Consider the following 17,463-nt stretch of genomic DNA (forward strand, 5'->3'; position numbering starts at 1 on the left):
ACTACGGAACCGGAGGCACGCCACAGGCGTCGAAACCGGGTACAATCCGTTTTCTTCGCGTTTCACAGCGCACATTGGGGCCGACCTGGTTTCGACGTGGGTTACGAAGCAGTGAGGGCATACCGAGGACCCGTCACCTCGTTAATCAATGGGAATGCAATAACTGCTAACGACGAACGTTACGCACTGGCAGCCTAAGGGCCGCCGTCCTCGCACTGGCTCGCTGACGGGCTAGGGTTCGCAAGAACCAGCGAGGTCATTTACGTCAGATAAGCCTCGGGAGTGTCACGGGCCCGAGGACGAAAACCTAGTGACTCGCCGTCGTAGAGCGTGTTCGTCCGCGATGCGCCGGTTAAATCAAATGACAGAACTAAGTATGTAGAACTCTCTGTGGAGGGCTTGCGGACGCGGGTTCGATTCCCGCCGGCTCCACCAGTACACCGCAGCACTCCGGACACGCTGCACGTCCGGGGCAATGAAAAACGGGCCTTGGGGCCCGTTTTTTTATGCTTCGCTGCTCCGTTCAATGCACCACCACGCCGTCGACCGGCATGCTTTCGAGCCGGGCGGCGTAGTAGCGGTCCACCGGCAGGCGGACGCCCAGGTGCGCGTACAGGCTTTTCGCGTGATCCACCGAGCCGACCATGCCCGGCATCCATAGCCGCTGCAGTCGCGCGTGCGACTCGCCCGAGTGTGCCGCGAAGGCATCGACCCCGAATTCCTGGATGGCCTTGAACAGCACCAGCCCAACCAGGTACATGTCGCCCGTATCCAGCGCGATTTCTGCCTGGGCAGTCCAACGCTCGGCGCGATCTTCAATTTTTTCCGCCTCGGCAAACCGTTCCGTCATGGTCGGCATGAACGCGTCGCCGGGCGGGAGAAAGGTAAAACTCATCAGACGGCTCCTAACCCCGTATGCCAACAATGACGGCCAATTTCGCCGAAAACTGAAGCAATCGGAACAGATTCGAACAGTTCCGGCGAAAAAACAACACTTAGCGGATCAAACGCCACAGGGCCGGCGTCACGGCAGGGGCCCATCCTGCACCGCGCCAGGCGGTATGACGTTGCAGGCAGACGTAGCGTTTGCCTTGGTACGTGACGGCCTGACCGATCTCATAGGCAGGTCCTTCGCGCCACGTATTGAGCGTGCTCCCGTCCGGCTGCCCCGTTGAAGCGGCGCCACCGCCGCCGCTGCCCGAACGGCCGCTTGCGCTAGGCGCTTCCTTGTCGATCTCGAAGCGATATCCGGGATACGACTTGCTCAGATAGACGCGGTTGGCCGTGGCAGAACTCAGCGGCACGATACTCGATGCGCCATTGCGCGCCTGCAACTCGCCGATGCGGAAGATCTGGGACTCGACGTTGACCTTCTGCGCCAGCTGATACGCCCACGTCCGGGCCCTGGCATTGGCGGCGGTGATCGTCAGCACATGCTTGCCTGCATCGCGTCCCATGCCGTCCATGGCACGGAACGTCAGCTTCGTGCCTACCACCAGGTCGCCCTTGGCCGCCAGCGCACCTTGATCCTCCCAGCCAATCTCGCGCACCGCCAGACCGTCCCCGGGGAACTTGACGTCGGCACATGCGTAGAACGCCTCGGGGCTGTCGCCGCGCTGCCAGATGCTGTAGAGGATGTGGCTGCCCCTCTTGCCGTGCGGCAGTTGTACTTTCATGCGGTATTTGCCGTTTATCTGCACCGCCTGCGCGCCAGAAACCGTCGCAAATTCTTCAAGATCGCTCCAGCGCAGCGGCATGCCAGGGTCCCAGTCGTCGCGGGTGATGTAGTACTTGAAATACTGCGTGGCATGCGGTGCGGAAGCTCGCCAGACGAATGTGTAGTCACCACTGGCGGTGGGCACGATCGACGTCTGCGGCCAGTCGAGTCGCGCAAGGTCCAGCCCCCGGAAGCTTGCCGATCCGCCCGAGCAAAGCTCCCCGTCGGCGATCAATGCGCGGTGATTGCCGGCGGCATTGCCCTGGCGCACACCGTTCCAGTCGTAGAACTGCTGCGCGCCGCCTACCATGCGGGCGGCCTGGCAGGCTCCCGATTTCGGCTGCTCGGCGCCTTCGTTGTAACAGGTCAGCACCCGGCTCGCGGGCAGCTCCATCGTGCCGTGTGCGTGCGCGGATAGCGGCGCGGCGGCGGCAAGCGCCAGGCAGGTGATTCCGATTGCTTTATGGGACATCGCGATCTTCCTTGAAAACGTGGTTCAGGGTCCTCGCCGTGGGTCGAGAACGGCTGCGCGATTTGACGCGCGCCAAAACACGTTGGAAATCGGAATCGTCCTAAACTGGTCGTTGCCATGCCGGCGATCAATCCATCGGTAAAAACGAATCCATGCGGCTACCGCTGGCTTGAACGCTACAATAGGCCGTCGATGTCTTACGCCCTGCCCTCATGTCCGATCACCCGCGTTTCACTGTCAGCCGATCCATGGTCATGCTCCTGCCCGAGCAACCCTTTCTTGACTGGATCCAGGCAGTGGACCCCGACCCCGTCCCCACGCTGTCACTCAGTGACGTGCGCGACGACGCGAGCGTTTTCCTGTTGCCCGCAGAGGTGGCCGACACGCCCGAGAACGCGCTGCGCTGGGTGGAAAAGCGGTGGCGCCCGTTTTTCGAATTCATGCTGGGCGAGTGGTTCGACGATTCGGTCTGGCCCGAAACCCTGTCGCTGGCCATGTTCCGCAACTGGTTCACTGTCCGCTTTCATTCGATGGTCTGGGACATGGCACCCGATGCGCCGCTCGAATACGAGGACTGGGACGACGAGGAAGACGACGACGCGCCCACCGTCCTGCACTGACCGCACCCTCAAACAAGAACGGCACGCCCAGGCGTGCCGTTTTGCATGTGTCCGGACGTCCGATCAGAGGAAGCGATCCAGAATCTTGCGGCTGTGCTTGTCCAGCGCGAACTGGTCGCGGATCAGGTAATGGATGCCGTGGCTGTCCGAAATCAGCAACGTAGTACCGGTCAGCCGCCGGATGTTCTCTTCGCCGCGCAATACCAGGTCGGTCTGGCCGCGGTCCGTCTGCACGGTCCACACGCTGGGCGTGGCGTAGGTCGATACACCCAGAATCTTCCGAATCTCCGGCATGAACTCGCGCGATGCCAGCTCCGCCTCGATCAGTTCACGGGTCTGCGCCGGCAGTGTGTCCAGACGAGGAATCCACGCCAGCTCCTTGCCATCGGTGCTCATCATCCCTACCCCATCGTCGGCGGCGGAAATCGGAAACGCGCGCACGGGCACCACGCCCTCGTGCTGCGCCCCGTCGGCAGATATCAGCACGAGCTTGCCGAAGCTGTTGCGGGACAGGTGGAATTCGGGCGTTTGCATAGCCGTTTCTTGAACTGATGGATTACTGGGCACTGACGGCCTCCGCAACTTCGGCACGATTACCGGCGCTCGTGTCATCCGGGTCGGTATCGACATTGCGCGCCTGCGCCTGGTACAGCCTGTAGTACGCGCCTTCGCGCGCCAGCAGTTCGTCGTGGCTGCCCACCTCGACGATCTGGCCGCGGTCCATTACCACGAGTCGATCGGCCTTGCGCAACGTGGACAGCCGGTGCGCGATGGCGATGGTGGTGCGACCCTGCACGAGGTTGTCCAGCGCCTTCTGGATTTCCTTTTCCGTAGACGTATCCACCGACGACGTGGCCTCGTCCATGATCAGGATGCGCGGATCGATCAGCAGCGCGCGGGCAATCGAAATACGCTGCCGTTCGCCGCCCGACAGCGCCTGGCCGCGCTCGCCCACGAGCGAGTCATAGCCGTGCGGCAGCCGCAGGATGAACTCGTGCGCGTGCGCGGCGCGTGCCGCGGCGATGATCTCCTCGCGCGTGGCTTCGGGCTTGCCATAGGCGATGTTGTCCGCAATCGTGCCGAAGAACAGGAACGGCTCCTGCAGCACCAGGCCAATGTTCTGGCGGAAATCCGATACCGGCAGCGAACGGATATCGACACCGTCCACCCGGATCGCGCCTTCCGAGACATCGTAGAAACGGCAAATCAGGTTCACCAGCGTGCTCTTGCCCGATCCACTGTGACCCACCAGGCCGATCATCTCGCCCGGTTCGATGCTCAGGTTCAGGCCGCGAATCACCGCGCGATTGCCATAGCGGAATCCCAGGTCGCGCATCTCGATGGCGCCGCGCACGTTTTCCAGACGCACGGGCTTCTGCGGCTCGGGCACGCTCGACACGTGATCGAGGATATCGAAGATCCGCTTGGCACCGGCCGCGGCCTTCTGGGTCACCGACACGATCCGGCTCATCGAATCCAGGCGCGTATAGAAGCGGCTGATATAGGTCAGGAAGGCCACCAGCACGCCGACGGTAATCGCGTTGTGGCTGACCTGCCAGATACCGAAGATCCAGACCACCAGCAGGCCCACTTCGGTCAGCAGCGTCACGGTCGGCGTGAACAGCGACCACACGGCGTTCACCCGGTCATTGATCGCAAGATTGTGACGATTGGCCTCGCGGAAGCGCACCACCTCGCGCTTTTCCTGCGCAAACGCCTTGACGACGCGGATGCCCGGAATCGTATCGGCCAGCACGTTCGTGATTTCGGACCAGATGCGGTCGATCTTCTCGAAGCCGTGACGCAGGCGGTCACGCACCATGTGGATCATCCACGCGATGAACGGCAGCGGCACCAGCGTGACCAGCGCCAGCCACGGATTGATGGAAATCAGGATGATCGACGTCATGGCGATCATCAGCACATCGGTGGCGAAGTCGAGCAGATGCAGCGACAGGAACACGCTGATGCGGTCGCTCTCGGACCCGATGCGGGCCATCAGGTCGCCGGTGCGCTTGCCGCCGAAGTATTCGAGCGACAGCTTGAGCAGGTGTTCGTAAGTGGTGGTGCGCAGGTCCGCGCTGATGCGCTCCGACACGCGTGCCAGCAGGTAGGTACGGGCCCAGCCCAGCGCCCAGGCCACCAGCGCGGCGCCCAGCAGGCCGGCCAGGTAGAGCTTGACGAGGTCGTAGTCGATCGGCACGCCGTTCTGATACGGGATCAGCACCTTGTCCATCAGCGGCATGGTCAGGTAAGGCGGCACCAGCGTGGCGGCCGTACCCAGCAGCAGCAGCGCGAAGCCGCCCAGCAGTTCCCAGCGATAGGGCCGTGCAAATCGCCAAAGGCGCAGCAGCGCCCAGGTGGAAGGCGGCGTCTCCAGCTCGCGGCTGCATTGCGGGCACTGCTCTTCGCCCGGCGGGATGGGCGCCTTGCAGGTCGGGCAGATTTCGGCATCCGGCTCGGCGGCGTGCCCGGTGGCCAGCAGGTTGCGGCGCGCATCGAACTGGTCGGCCAGCCGCAATGCGTCAGGATTGTAACCAAGCGTGTAGCGCCAGGTGGCCAGGCGCTCCCGGCCATCGCCCAGTTCCAGCGTGCCCACGCCGGCATGATCGCCGTGGGCAAGCGTCAGGTCAGGCGCGATGTCCCAGCTTTGCAGCGCGGTTTCGCCGGGGGCGCGAGAGATCAGACGACGATCCGTCACAACCAGCCACCCTTGGGTAAAATGCAGCCTTGCGTCCAGGTCCAGCGTCAGCCCGGCCAGGACGGTTTCCCCGGGCAGCAGGCCGGCGCCGAGTTCGGCAGCCCAGGGACCTTGCGGGCCGGGGTGGTTGGAAGCAGACGGGGAGGACTGGGTCATTGTTGGCGCAAAAAGCGATAAAAGCGCGTCCGCAGACCCAAAAATGGATCAAAAACGGACATAACTTGAAACAATTTAAGCGGTTCGCCAGGCTGGCGGCCCGCAATTTTGCCCGCAAGTATACATAACGCAAACAAGCGGGCATCTTGGTGCGCTGCACAATGCGTTGCCGGTCTCAAAGGGTAACGAAGGGTCAACCCTGAGGCTACAGTAACGTTAACGAAAGATTAGCTTTCCATTTCCCGGGCACTCGCCCACTGCCTCAAGCAAATTCAATGAAAAAGAAGGACATTGAGATTTTCGATGTCATGTCGCTGCGCGGCCCGAATATGTGGACATATCGGCCAGTGCTGGAGGCATGGGTCGATATCGGCGAACTGGAGGATTTCCCCTCCAACAAGATTCCGGGGTTCTACGAGCGCCTGTCGGCGTGGCTGCCCACGCTGATCGAGCACCGCTGCAGCCCGGGCGTGCGAGGCGGCTTCCTGATGCGGTTGAAGGAAGGCACCTGGCCCGGCCATATCCTGGAACACGTCACGCTTGAGCTGCAGAACCTGGCCGGGATGCCCGGCGGTTTCGGCAAGGCGCGCGAGACCCCGGTCCGCGGCGTCTACAAGGTCATCGTGCGGGCCTGGCACGAGCAGGTGACACGCGCCGCGCTGTTTGCCGCGCGCGACCTGGTCATGGCCGCCATCGAGGACCGCCCGTTCGACGTGGACGCGGCCGTGGAAACGTTGCGCGACCTCGTCGACGAACACTGCCTGGGACCCAGCACCGCCTGCATCGTCGATGCCGCCGACGACCGCGACATCCCGTCGATCCGCCTGTCCGACGGCAACCTGGTGCAGCTGGGCTACGGCGCGCGCCAGCGCCGCATCTGGACGGCCGAGACAGACCGCACCAGCGCCATCGCCGAATCGATCTCGCGCGACAAGGACCTGACCAAGTCGCTGCTGGAATCGTGCGGCGTGCCCGTGCCGGAAGGCCGCATGGCCGATAGCGCCGAAGACGCCTGGGACGCCGCCGAAAGCATCGGCCTGCCGGTGGTGGTCAAGCCGTACGACGGCAACCATGGCCGTGGCGTGTTCACCAACCTGATGACGCGCGACGAAGTGCAGACCGCCTACGCCGTGGCCATCGAGGAAGGCAACGGTGTCATCGTCGAACGCTTCGTGCCCGGCAACGAGCACCGCCTGCTGATCGTGGGCGGCCGCATGGTGGCCTGCGCGATGGGCGAGACCGCCTCCGTGGTGGGTGACGGCAAGCAGACCATCGACGAACTGATCGAATCGCAGATCAATTCCGATCCGCGCCGTGGCAGCACCGAGGATCATCCGCTGAACCGCGTGCGGCTGGATTCGGCCGCCCGCCTGGAACTGAAGCGCCAGGGCTATGCCGATGGCAGCGCCGTACCGCCCGAGGGCCGCACCGTGCTGATCCAGCGCAACGGCAACGTGGCCTTCGACGTGACCGACCGCGTGCACCCGAGCGTGGCCGCGCATGCCGCGCTGGCCGCGCGCATCGTCGGGCTGGACATCGCCGGCGTGGACCTGGTGGCCGAGGACATCTCGCGCCCGCTGGCCGACCAGCGCGGTGCCATCGTCGAGGTCAACGCCGGTCCCGGCCTGCTGATGCACATCAAGCCCGCCGACGGCGAACCGCGCCCGGTGGGCCCCGCCATCGTCGAGCATCTGTTCCCGACCCGCAACGGCGTGGCCGACGACGGCCGCATTCCCGTGGTGGGCATCACCGGCACCAACGGCAAGACCGTGGTGGCCAAGCTCGTGGCGCGCCTGCTGCAGCTGTCGGGCAAGCATACGGGCCTGTCGTGCAGCGATGGCCTGTTCCTGGACCGCCGCCAGGTGGAAAAGGGCGACCGTGGCGAAAAGGCTACCTGGGACGCCGGCCACCGCATCCTGATGAACCGCGCGGTGGAAGCCGCCGTGTTCGAGAACGACAGCGGCATGATCCTGTCGCAGGGCCTGCCGTACGACCGCTGCCAGGTGGGCGTGGTCACGAACTTCGGCCAGCCCGATCACCTCGGCGACTACTACGTCGAGGATGAAGACCGCATGTACAACGTGCTGCGCACGCAGATCGACGTTGTGCTCAAGACCGGCGCGGCCGTGCTCAACGCCGCCGATCCGCGCCTGGTCGAAATGGCCGAACTGTGCGATGGCGACGTGATCTTCTTCGGCCTGTCCGCCGACCTGCCCGCCATCGTCGAGCATCGCGCCGCGGGCCGCCGTGCCGTGTTCGTGCGCGACGGCAAGGTGGTGATGGCCACAGGCGCCAGCGAAAGCGCGCTGACCGACGTGTCGGCCATTCCGCTGACCTATGCCGGCCGGGTCGCCTTCCAGATCGAGAACGTGCTGGCCGCCGTGGCTACCGGCTGGGCGCTGGGCATTTCGAACGACCTGATCCGCGCCGGCATCGTCACCTTCGACGTGGGCCAGGTGGATGTGCCGGGCCGCTTCACGATGTTCGAGCGCCAGGGCGCCACGGTGATCGTCGACGACGCGCACAATGCGCCGGCGCTGGAAGCCGTGGCCGCCGCGCTGGACCGCTTCCCGGCCGAGCGCCGCATGCTGGTGTTCGGTGCCGGCGTGCAGCGCCGCGACGAAGACCTGGTGCAGCAGGGCAAGGTCATCGGCAAGACGTTCGACCGCGTGTTCCTGTGCGAAGACCGCAGCGTGCGCCGCGACCTGCCCGATGCCGAAGCCCGCGCGCTGCTGAAGAAGGGCCTGTACGAAGGCCGCCGCGTGACGAAGATCATCGACGAAGCCGGTCGGCGCGAAGCGGTGGAAGCCGCGCTGTCGCAACTGGTGGCCGGTGACCTGCTGGTGCTGCAGTGCGACGAGACCTCGACCGAGAGCACCGTCGAGCAGGTACACCAGTGGATGGGCCGCAGCGGACGCCGCGCGTAATCCCGCCCGGAAGAACAACGGACAAACGATTCTATGGAAGTCTCTCGTATCCGGGCTCTGCGTGGCCCGAATCTCTGGTGCCGGCATACCGCCATCGAAGCCATCGTGGCGTGCTCGGACCAATCGCATCTGCTGGCCGAACTGCCGGGCTTCGAAGACCGCCTGCGCGCCCGCTTTCCGGCCATCCCCCCGATGCGCCCCGACGACGAGGCCGGCTCGCCCTCGATGGCCCACGCGCTGGAGGCTGCCGCACTGGGCCTGCAGGCCGCCGCAGGCTGCCCGGTAACGTTCAGCCACGCCGCGCCGACGCTGGAACCGGGCACCTACCAGGTGGTGGTGCAGTACAGCGAGGAAGAAGTGGGCCGCCTGGCCTTCGAACTGGCGGAGCAGCTGTGCCTGGCCGCGCGCGACGACAAGCCCTTCGACCTGGAAGACGCGCTGCATCGGCTGCGCGAACTCGACGAAGACGTGCGCCTGGGGCCCAGCACGGGCTCGATCGTCTACGCCGCCGTGGCGCGCGGCATTCCGTATCGCCGCCTGACGCAGGGCTCGATGGTGCAGTTCGGCTGGGGCAGCAAGCAACGCCGCATCCAGGCCGCCGAGACCGACATGACGAGCGCGGTGTCCGAATCGATCGCCCAGGACAAGGAACTGACCAAGGCGCTGCTGCATGCGGCAGGCGTGCCCGTGCCGCTGGGCCGTTCGGTGCGGAGCGCCGAGGAAGCCTGGGCTGCCGCGCAGGAGATCAACGGTCCGGTGGTGGTGAAGCCGCGCGACGGCAACCAGGGCAAGGGCGTGGCCGTGCGCATCCGCACGCGCGAGGAAGTAATGACGGCCTACGAAGTGGCCGCCGACATTTCGTCGGACGTGCTGGTCGAACGCTATATCCCGGGCCACGACTTCCGTCTGCTGGTGGTTGGCAAGCATCTGGTGGCCGCGGCGCGCCGCGATCCGCCCCAGGTCATTGGCGATGGCACGCATACGGTGCGCCAGCTCGTGGAGGAAGTGAACCGTGACCCGCGCCGCGGCGAGGGCCACGCCACGTCGCTGACCAAGATCCGCTTCGATGACATCGCGCTGGCCACGCTGGCCAAGCAGGGCCTGAGCGCCGACGCCGTGCCGGCCAAGGGCGCGCGCGTGGTACTGCGCAACAACGCGAACCTGTCCACCGGCGGCAGTGCCACCGATGTGACCGACGACGTCCACCCGGACATCGCCGCACGGGCCGTGGCGGCCGCCCAGATGGTGGGCCTCGATATCTGCGGCGTGGACGCCGTGTGCGAGACGATGCTCAAGCCGTTCGAGGAACAGGCCGGCGGCATTGTGGAAGTGAACGCCGCGCCTGGCCTGCGCATGCACCTGCAGCCGTCGTATGGCAAGGGCCGCGCGGTCGGCGAAGCCATCATCTCGACCATGTTCGCCGACGGCGACGATGGCCGCATTCCCGTGGTAGCCGTATCGGGCACCAACGGCAAGACGACCACGGTGCGCCTGATCACCCATATCCTGGCCTCCAACGGCCTGCGCATGGGCATGACCGGCACCGATGGCGTGTATATCCAGGGCCAGCGCATCGACACCGGCGACTGCAGCGGCCCGCGCAGCGCGCGCAACGTGCTGCTGCATCCCGACGTGGACGCCGCCGTGTTTGAAACGGCCCGCGGCGGCCTGCTGCGCGAAGGCCTGGCGTTCGACCGCTGCGACGTGGCCGTGGTGACCAACGTGGGCGAAGGCGACCACCTCGGGCTGTCGTACATCAGCACCGTGGAAGACCTGGCCGTGCTCAAGAGCGTGATCGTCCAGAACGTCGCACCGCATGGCATGGCCGTGCTGAACGCGGCCGACCCGATGGTGGCGCGCATGGCCGATGCCTGCCCCGGTTCGATCACGTTCTTCGCGCATGATGCGGGGCTGCCGACCATGGCGCTGCACCGCGCCCAGGGCAAGCGCGTGGTGTTTGTCGAGGGCGGCGAGATCGTGGCCACCGAGGGGGACACCAGCGTGCGTTTTGCGCTGGCCGACATCCCGCTGACGCGCAACGGCTCGATCGGCTTCCAGGTGGAAAACGCCATGTCGTCGATTGCCGCCGCCTGGGCGCTGGGCATCGACTGGAACGTGATCCGCCGCGCGCTGACCACGTTCGTCAACGACGCCGCCACCGCGCCGGGCCGCTTCAACGTGTTCGACTACAAGGGCGCCACGCTGATTGCCGACTACGGCCACAATCCCGATGCCATCCAGGCGCTGTGCAACGCCGTGGAGACCATGCCGTCGAAGAAGCGCGTGGTGGTCATCAGCGGGGCGGGCGACCGTCGCGACGAGGACATCCGCAAGCAAACCCAGATCCTGGGCGGCGTGTTCGACGACGTGCTGCTGTATCAGGACCAATGCCAGCGCGGCCGTGAAGACGGCGAAGTGCTGGCGCTGCTGCGCGAAGGCCTGGTCGGTGCGCAACGCACCAGCCATACCGAGGAAATCCGCGGCGAATTCCTGGCCATCGACACGGGGCTGGCGCGCCTGCAGCCGGGCGACCTGTGCCTGATCCTGATCGACCAGGTCGAGGAAGCGCTGGACCACATCGCCAAACGCGTCGCCGGGCAGTAATCCAGCCCGCTCCGCTGCCCTCTCCCACCCGCCGGGAGGGGGTTTTCTCCCCTGCCCCACCCCTTGCCGTCCACCGTCATTCGGTGCGACAGTATCCCGTACCGACTCCCATCGCCACGCCAACGGCCGCCGCCCCGTCCGTCGACGAGGAGACCGCATATGTCTACACCGCAAACCGTTGTCGTCACCTATATCGCCGCGACCGCGGAACAGGTGTGGCAGGCCCTGACCGATCCCGTGCTAAGCGTGAAGTACTTTTTCGGGCGCCGCGTCGAATCCGACTGGCAGGTAGGCAGCCCCTTCGTGCTGCGGATGGACGACGGCAAGGTCGATTCGCAGGGCGTTGTACTGGCCGCCGAGCCACCCTACCGGCTGTCGGTCACGTGGCGCGTGGAATGGCTGGAAGCGTTCCGCCTGTTGCCCGAGGTGGTCGTCACCTGGCAGATCGACGCGCTGGGCGACGAGGCCGTGCGGCTGACGGTCAGCGAACTGCATCAGGAACCGCTGGACGAACAGATCCTGCAGGGCGGGCGCAACGGCTGGCCGCTGATCCTGGCCGGCCTGAAGACGCTGCTGGAAACGGGGCGCCAGCTCAATGTCGAGGCGCCCAAGCCGCCGCCAGCCCCCTCGGCGCAGTCGCCGGCGATGCAGGATCAGTGACGCGTCGGCAGCGACAGGCGCCGTTCGAGCACGTGCTGGAACGCCGATAGGGCCGTACTGAGGATCCAGTAGATCGCGGCGGCCGCCAGATACAGCGGCAAGGGCTGGTAGGTGGCCGCGATGATTTCCTGCGAAGTGCGCAGCAGTTCCGTCACGGTGATCACCGACACGAGCGACGTATCCTTGATCAGGCTGATCAGGCTGTTCGACAGGCTCGGCACGGCCAGCCGCAATGCCTGCGGCCCCACCACATGGCGCAGCGTCTGCACCGGTGTCATGCCCAGGCTGTAGGCCGCCAGCCACTGCCCGCGCGGCACGCCGAGGATGGCCCCGCGCATGCTCTCCGACAGGTAGGCGCCCACGTTGAGGCTCAGCGTCAGCACGCCGGCCGGCGTGGGCTCCAGCGCAATGCCGATGCCCGGCAAGCCGTAATAGACGACGAAGATCTGCACCAGCAGCGGCGTGCCGCGCATGATGCTGACGTACACGCGCGCCATCACTTTGAGAATCCGCTGATTACCGATCCCCATCAGCGCCACCAAAATCCCGATTACCAGGCCGAAAGCCATCGACAACACGGCGAACTTCAGCGTGAGCAGCGTGCCCTGCAGCAATACGGGAAGCGAATCAATGACGAGCTGGAGCGCGGACATGGCGGGGCTGGGATCGGTCAATCTGGGGCTGGAATGCCGCGATCATACGTGAAACGCGGCGCCGGGCGGCAGAACGAACCGTTCGGGGCACATGCTCGACATGATGTGCCCAGGATCACCGTATGGAGCTGCCACGGCAGCGACGTCGCACCTCGCGGACGACGTCAGCAGAGACGGTGCAGCCGGCTTGGGGAAGATTCGGACCGCAGCGGGACGCCGTGCCGCCGGGCAAGACCCGCCACGACTCTGGCGAACCATGGACTGCCGAGGCTCGCTCGGCAATCCGGGGCGTGCCGTCGATGATCGCGCCAGAGGAATGCAACATCCTCATCCGCCCGTATCACGCTGACGGGAAGTGGATCCGGAGCCGGAAGCTCCGCAAGCGGGCCTACGACTTCCGGCGGTTTCGGCTGCTATTTACTTGAGCGGCTTGGTCACGTCCGAGCCGAACCACTTGTTCGACAGCTTGGCCAGCGTGCCATCCTTGCGGAGGTCGTCCAGCGCCTTGTCGATGGCTGCGGCGAACTTCGGGTTGTCCTTGCGGAACGGGATGGCCACTTCGCTGTTTGCGCCCGGCAGAACGGCACCGGGGCGCAGCGGCAGGTTGGCCTGCTTGATCAGGTAGTTGACCATCAGGCGGTCATTGAGCGCAGCGTCCACGCGCTGGGCGGCCAGATCGCGCAGGTATTCGGGGGCGCCCGGATAGGTCTTGACGTCGATGCCCGGCACCGACTTGGCCAGGTCGTTGTAGTTGCTGCCCAGGCTCACGCCCAGCTTGTGGCCCTTCAGCGCGTCGAGCGATGCAAACTCGCGCTTGTCGTCCTTGCGCTGGATCAGTTGGGCGGCCGAATAAACGTACGGCGTCGAGAAATCCAGCACCTGCTTGCGCTGGGGTGTGACCGAGACCTGGTTGACGATGATGTCAAACTTGCCGGCTTGCAGGCCCGCGATGATCGCGCTCCATTCGGTCGTCACGAATTCGGGCTTGACGCCGAGCTTGCCGGCCACGGCGCGCGCGACTTCGACGTCGAAGCCGTCCAGTTCATTGTTGGCGCCGCGATATCCGAACGGGGGATAGGTTCCTTCCAGGCCGACCTTGAGCACGCCAGCCTGTTTGACCGTGTCCAGCAGGTCGGCGGCTTGCGCAGCCGTCGCGGCAAGGCCAGTGGCGCCAGCTACCAGGGCAGTAGCCAGCAGGGATTTGAACCAACCCGATCGAATCGTTCGCATATCTTCTCCAGTGGATGCGGTTTGCGTGCCGGTGCCCCTTTTGAGGGAAATCCGACGGTTCTATGAGCCTATAACGGGCTCCAAGGTACCGCAAATACTATCGATGGCGAAATAACGATTCGATATGGCTATATAACCGATTCTGCACAGCGGGCCGCCCGCCCCTCATGCCGAAGGCGGGGGGCGGGCCACCGGCCGGCTGGCGACTTACTGGAATGCCTTGTCGTTCGGCTCCGCGAACAGCTGCTTCATCTCCGGCGACAGCGCGTAGTTCATATTGATGTTGCGCGGCGGGATCGGTTGCAGGAACCACTTGGTGTAGAGCTTTTCGGCACGGCCGCTCTTCTGGATATCGGTCACCACGCCGTCCACGAGCTTCTTGAACGACGGATCGTCCTTGCGGAACATGCAGGCATAGTTCTCGGTTTGCAGCGGCGTACCGGCCACGACCCAGTCGGCGGCGTTCTTGGCCTTGGTGCGTTCGCCATACAGCAGCGGTTCGTCCATCACGAAGGCCACCGCGCGGCCCGATTCCAGGATCAGGAAGGCCTGGCCATGGTCCTTGGCGCTGGTCAGGTTCATGTTCATGCCTTCGCCATTCATCTTCACCAGCAGGCGCTCGCCGGTGGTGCCGGCCGTGGTCACCACGTTCTTGCCCTTGAGCTGCGGGAAGTCGGTCACGCCCGAGTCCTTCTTCGTCAGCATGCGGATGCCGTAGATGAACAGGCTGTTCGAGAAGGCCACCTGCTTCTGACGCTCGGTGTTGTTGGTGGTGCTGCCGCACTCGATGTCGATCGTGCCGTTCTGCACCAGCGGAATGCGGTTCTGCGACGTGATCGGCGTCATCTTGACCTGCAGGTTCGGCATGTTCAGCGTCGACTTCACCTTGTCGACGATGGCCAGCAGGTAGTCGTGCGAATAGCCCATCACCTGGCTGCCGTCCGAATACGAGAACGGAATGGACGATTCACGATAGCCCAGCGAAATCACACCGCTGTCCTTGATCTTCTTGAGCGTGTCGCCATCGGCGGCGTGGGCGCCGGCGGCGGCACCGGCCAGCACGGCGGCAGCCACCAGGCGGTGGATGGGGGTCGAACGGACAGACAGTGACTTCATGGTTCGCTCCTTCAAGGGGCTTGGTTTAATAGACTTCGAACTTGAGGCAATCTCACTACCCAACGTACTACTCAACTTCCAGCGCAACCCGTGTTGCGGCAGCCTGTCCCGAGGGCCTCAGGCCGACGCTGCACTGAAATCTTCCGCGTCGATCGCCGGCGTGCGACCGGCCAGCCGGTCGGCCAGCAGGCCCGCGCTGCCCATGGCCAGCGTGAAGCCGAGCGCGCCATGGCCAAGGTTCAGCCACAGGCCGCGCAGCCGCGACTCGCCGATCATCGGGAGCCCGGTCGGCGTGGCGGGGCGCAAACCCGCCCAGGGCTGCAGCCCATCGAGGTCGGCGCCGTTCATCACGTTGCCGAACACCGAGCGCGTCTGCGTGACCAGCGTCTGGGCCCGCTCGCGGTCGATGACCGCCCCACCGCGCACGATATCGGCCATCCCCGCCACACGCAGCGTATTGCCGATGCGCGCGTAGACGATCTTGTTGGCGAAGTCCGTCACGCTGATGTGCGGGGCCCGCGCGCCATCGGCAATCGGCACCGTGATGCTGTACCCCTTGAGCGGCCACAACATCGGCCGGATGCCCGTCGGCCTCAGCAGCGGCACGCTGCCGATACCGCCAGACACGATCACCACATCGGCGACGATATCGCCATGGTCGGTGCGCAGCCCGGTCACCCGGTCGCCGCTGCGCACCAGTTCGGTCACCCGCGTGCCGAACTTCAGCGTCACGGCCGGGTTGCCTTGCAACAGATGGGCCAGCGACACGCAGAACAGGTGGCAATCGCCCACTTCCTCGCTCGGCGTATAGATGGCCCCGGCGATGTCCTGGCGGATGCCCCCCAGCGCCGGCTCCAGCGCCACGGTGGCGTCGCGGTCCAGCGCCTGCTGCTCGCAGCCCAGGCTGGCCTGATAGTCCAGCAAGCGGCATGCCGACGCGTACGCCGATGCGTCGCGATGCACCACCAGCTTGCCGCGCCGCGCAAAATCGAATCCGCCACCTTCCTCGCGCGCCTCGGGCCGGTTCACGAAGGCCTGCATCAGGTCGCGCGAATAAAAGGCCAGTCGCAACAGCTTGCGCGTGGTGGCCTCGCTGGTCGTGGCATTGCACGCCTGCACGAAGGCCATCAGCCAGCGCCATTGGTCGGGGTCCATCGACGGCCGGAAGCGCATCGGCGAATCGCGGTCGAGCAGCCAGCCCGGCACCTTCGACAGTACGCCCGGCCCGGCCAGCGGCGCCACATAGCTGTAGCTGAGCTGGCCACCGTTGGCAAAGCTGGTTTCCTCGCCGGGACCGTCGTGGCGCTCGACCACCGTCACCTCATGACCGTCATTGGCCAACCGCCACGCGGTAGTCATGCCGACCACACCGGCACCCACGATCGCTACGCGCATCTGACTTCGCCCTTGCCTTCCCATTTCAAACGATGGGACAGAGCGTAGAACACTGTGCACGGCTTGCCCAATGCCAATACGTGCCAGAATATGTCCCCAGGCTATAGGTCGCGCCACCCGGGTCTACCCGTAGTGCAAAGCACCATTTTTCGCACCAAACCGGCCTTTTTCGGGCACCACAACGATGCGTCTGCGTCAGATCGAGGTTTTTCGTGCCGTCATGCTGACCGGCACTGTCAGCGAGGCCGCGCGCCTGCTCCATGTCTCCCAGCCCGTGGTGACGCGCGTCCTGCAGCATGCCGAGGCCTCTTTAGGCTTCCGGCTGTTCGATCGGCAGCGCGGCCGTCTGCAGCCCACCCCGGAAGCCCAGGCCCTGTATGGGGATGTCGAAAGGCTATATGGCGAGATCGAACGGGTGCGCCGTGTATCGGAAAGCCTGCGCCACAAGGGCGCGGGACGCCTGCGCGTGGCCGCCACGCCCAGTCTGGCCAACCCGCTGCTGGTGCCCGCCGTGCGGCGCTTCTGCGCGCGGCACCCCGATACCCAGGTGCAGGTGCTGACCCACCACACCAATGAAATCGTGGCGGCGCTGCTGGCCAACCAGATCGACGTGGGTTTCGCGTTCTCGCCGCCCCGGCATGAGGCGATATCCAGCGTGCCCGTGGCCACCGGCCGCATGCTGCTGGCCGTTCCGCGGGCCCAGCCACTGCCGGCCGGCGGCAAACGCGGCGTGGTGCCCATCCGAAAGGTGCTGGAGCGGCCGTTCATCGGCTATGACGACGACAGTTCGCTGGGCCTGCTGGTGCGCCAGACATTGGCCCGCCACGCGCTGGAACCGCATTCGACGCTGGAGGTGCAAACCTATTCGCTGGCGCTGGCCCTGGTAGACGCCGGCCTCGGCCTCACGCTGCTGGATCAGTACACGGCGCTGAGTGCCAATCCGGCCAATGTGGCGCTGCACGATGTCCAGCCCGAGCTGGGTTTCGAGATCCAGATGCTGCGCGCCAGCCATCGGGGTGCGTCGAGTCTGGTGGACGATATGCACGCCCAGTTCGCCGCGGCGGCCCAGGCCCTGGATGCAACGCTGGACCACCGGCTGGAAGCCCGGGCCGCGCAGTTCGACGCGACGGTCCGGCAGGCGCCATGACATCGAACAAACGCGGAACGGACATTGCGCAGTCAATTGACAGCGCACCACGGCGTACACCATCA

General features: G+C 65.4%; 13 protein-coding genes and 1 other RNA gene. 6 read left to right on the forward strand and 8 right to left on the reverse strand.

Going from position 1 to position 17,463, the window contains the following annotated elements:
- Positions 1 to 76 precede the first annotated feature (76 nt).
- Positions 77 to 435: a transfer-messenger RNA gene (gene ssrA / locus BLQ58_RS04225) on the forward strand.
- Between the two features lie 88 nt (positions 436 to 523).
- Here the strand turns inward: ssrA and BLQ58_RS04230 are convergent.
- Both BLQ58_RS04230 and BLQ58_RS04235 read right to left on the reverse strand, forming a co-directional pair.
- Positions 524 to 895, reverse strand: coding sequence for a hypothetical protein (locus BLQ58_RS04230; RefSeq protein WP_092594886.1), 372 nt, complete (start codon positions 893 to 895; stop codon positions 524 to 526).
- Positions 896 to 995: 100 nt separating this feature from the next.
- A complete protein-coding gene (locus BLQ58_RS04235; RefSeq protein WP_175459833.1) occupies positions 996 to 2,111 on the reverse strand; it encodes a lytic polysaccharide monooxygenase in 1,116 nt (371 codons plus the stop codon).
- A gap of 290 nt (positions 2,112 to 2,401) precedes the next feature.
- Here BLQ58_RS04235 and BLQ58_RS04240 point away from each other — a divergent pair, with 290 nt between their 5' ends.
- On the forward strand, positions 2,402 to 2,809 hold the full coding sequence (locus BLQ58_RS04240) for a hypothetical protein (protein WP_092594890.1): 408 nt from the start codon (positions 2,402 to 2,404) through the stop codon (positions 2,807 to 2,809).
- 63 nt (positions 2,810 to 2,872) lie between these two features.
- Here BLQ58_RS04240 and BLQ58_RS04245 read toward each other — a convergent pair whose 3' ends face one another.
- Positions 2,873 to 3,343 (reverse strand): cyanophycin metabolism-associated DUF1854 family protein, encoded by a 471-nt coding sequence (locus BLQ58_RS04245; protein ID WP_092594892.1) that lies wholly within the window; start codon positions 3,341 to 3,343, stop codon positions 2,873 to 2,875.
- A 22-nt stretch (positions 3,344 to 3,365) separates the two neighbouring features.
- Entirely contained in the window at positions 3,366 to 5,666 is a 2,301-nt protein-coding gene (locus BLQ58_RS04250; RefSeq protein ID WP_092594894.1) for a cyanophycin metabolism-associated ABC transporter, read from the reverse strand.
- A gap of 275 nt (positions 5,667 to 5,941) precedes the next feature.
- Here BLQ58_RS04250 and cphA (BLQ58_RS04255) point away from each other — a divergent pair, with 275 nt between their 5' ends.
- From cphA (BLQ58_RS04255) to BLQ58_RS04265, 3 genes are all read left to right on the forward strand, one after another.
- On the forward strand, positions 5,942 to 8,593 hold the full coding sequence (gene cphA / locus BLQ58_RS04255; protein ID WP_092594896.1) for a cyanophycin synthetase: 2,652 nt from the start codon (positions 5,942 to 5,944) through the stop codon (positions 8,591 to 8,593).
- A gap of 33 nt (positions 8,594 to 8,626) precedes the next feature.
- Positions 8,627 to 11,197: a cyanophycin synthetase gene (gene cphA, locus BLQ58_RS04260; protein ID WP_092594898.1), complete on the forward strand. Its 2,571-nt coding sequence runs from the start codon at positions 8,627 to 8,629 to the stop codon at positions 11,195 to 11,197.
- A gap of 159 nt (positions 11,198 to 11,356) precedes the next feature.
- Positions 11,357 to 11,857 carry an SRPBCC family protein gene (locus BLQ58_RS04265; RefSeq protein WP_092594900.1) on the forward strand — a complete coding sequence of 167 codons (501 nt, stop codon included), beginning with the start codon at positions 11,357 to 11,359 and terminating at the stop codon, positions 11,855 to 11,857.
- On the opposite strand, the gene BLQ58_RS04270 is transcribed toward BLQ58_RS04265, so the two are convergent.
- The 4 genes from BLQ58_RS04270 to BLQ58_RS04285 form a co-directional block, all read right to left on the reverse strand.
- A complete protein-coding gene (locus tag BLQ58_RS04270; protein WP_092594902.1) occupies positions 11,851 to 12,510 on the reverse strand; it encodes an amino acid ABC transporter permease in 660 nt (219 codons plus the stop codon). The genes BLQ58_RS04265 and BLQ58_RS04270 overlap by 7 nt on opposite strands.
- Positions 12,511 to 12,927: 417 nt before the next feature.
- Positions 12,928 to 13,740, reverse strand: coding sequence for a transporter substrate-binding domain-containing protein (locus tag BLQ58_RS04275; protein ID WP_092594904.1), 813 nt, complete (start codon positions 13,738 to 13,740; stop codon positions 12,928 to 12,930).
- A gap of 207 nt (positions 13,741 to 13,947) precedes the next feature.
- On the reverse strand, positions 13,948 to 14,856 hold the full coding sequence (locus BLQ58_RS04280) for a glutamate/aspartate ABC transporter substrate-binding protein (RefSeq protein ID WP_092594906.1): 909 nt from the start codon (positions 14,854 to 14,856) through the stop codon (positions 13,948 to 13,950).
- Positions 14,857 to 14,973: 117 nt separating this feature from the next.
- Entirely contained in the window at positions 14,974 to 16,275 is a 1,302-nt protein-coding gene (locus tag BLQ58_RS04285; RefSeq protein WP_254775803.1) for a D-amino acid dehydrogenase, read from the reverse strand.
- A gap of 160 nt (positions 16,276 to 16,435) precedes the next feature.
- On the opposite strand from BLQ58_RS04285, the gene BLQ58_RS04290 reads away from it, so the two are divergent.
- Entirely contained in the window at positions 16,436 to 17,398 is a 963-nt protein-coding gene (locus BLQ58_RS04290; RefSeq protein ID WP_092594911.1) for a LysR family transcriptional regulator, read from the forward strand.
- The last annotated feature ends 65 nt before the right edge of the window (positions 17,399 to 17,463 follow it).

Source organism: Ralstonia sp. 25mfcol4.1 (assembly GCF_900104095.1).
Taxonomy (GTDB): domain Bacteria; phylum Pseudomonadota; class Gammaproteobacteria; order Burkholderiales; family Burkholderiaceae; genus Cupriavidus.

Coding starts and splice junctions, on each gene's coding strand:
- BLQ58_RS04270 (WP_092594902.1), bottom strand. CDS start 12,510: ATGTCCGCGCTCCAGCTCGTCATTGATTCGCTTCCCGTATTGCTGCAG.
- BLQ58_RS04235 (WP_175459833.1), bottom strand. CDS start 2,111: ATGGAGCTGCCCGCGAGCCGGGTGCTGACCTGTTACAACGAAGGCGCC.
- BLQ58_RS04280 (WP_092594906.1), bottom strand. CDS start 14,856: ATGAAGTCACTGTCTGTCCGTTCGACCCCCATCCACCGCCTGGTGGCT.
- BLQ58_RS04265 (WP_092594900.1), top strand. CDS start 11,357: ATGTCTACACCGCAAACCGTTGTCGTCACCTATATCGCCGCGACCGCG.
- BLQ58_RS04230 (WP_092594886.1), bottom strand. CDS start 895: ATGAGTTTTACCTTTCTCCCGCCCGGCGACGCGTTCATGCCGACCATG.
- BLQ58_RS04290 (WP_092594911.1), top strand. CDS start 16,436: ATGCGTCTGCGTCAGATCGAGGTTTTTCGTGCCGTCATGCTGACCGGC.
- BLQ58_RS04240 (WP_092594890.1), top strand. CDS start 2,402: ATGTCCGATCACCCGCGTTTCACTGTCAGCCGATCCATGGTCATGCTC.
- cphA (WP_092594896.1), top strand. CDS start 5,942: ATGAAAAAGAAGGACATTGAGATTTTCGATGTCATGTCGCTGCGCGGC.
- BLQ58_RS04285 (WP_254775803.1), bottom strand. CDS start 16,275: ATGGGAAGGCAAGGGCGAAGTCAGATGCGCGTAGCGATCGTGGGTGCC.
- BLQ58_RS04245 (WP_092594892.1), bottom strand. CDS start 3,343: ATGCAAACGCCCGAATTCCACCTGTCCCGCAACAGCTTCGGCAAGCTC.
- BLQ58_RS04250 (WP_092594894.1), bottom strand. CDS start 5,666: ATGACCCAGTCCTCCCCGTCTGCTTCCAACCACCCCGGCCCGCAAGGT.
- cphA (WP_092594898.1), top strand. CDS start 8,627: ATGGAAGTCTCTCGTATCCGGGCTCTGCGTGGCCCGAATCTCTGGTGC.
- BLQ58_RS04275 (WP_092594904.1), bottom strand. CDS start 13,740: ATGCGAACGATTCGATCGGGTTGGTTCAAATCCCTGCTGGCTACTGCC.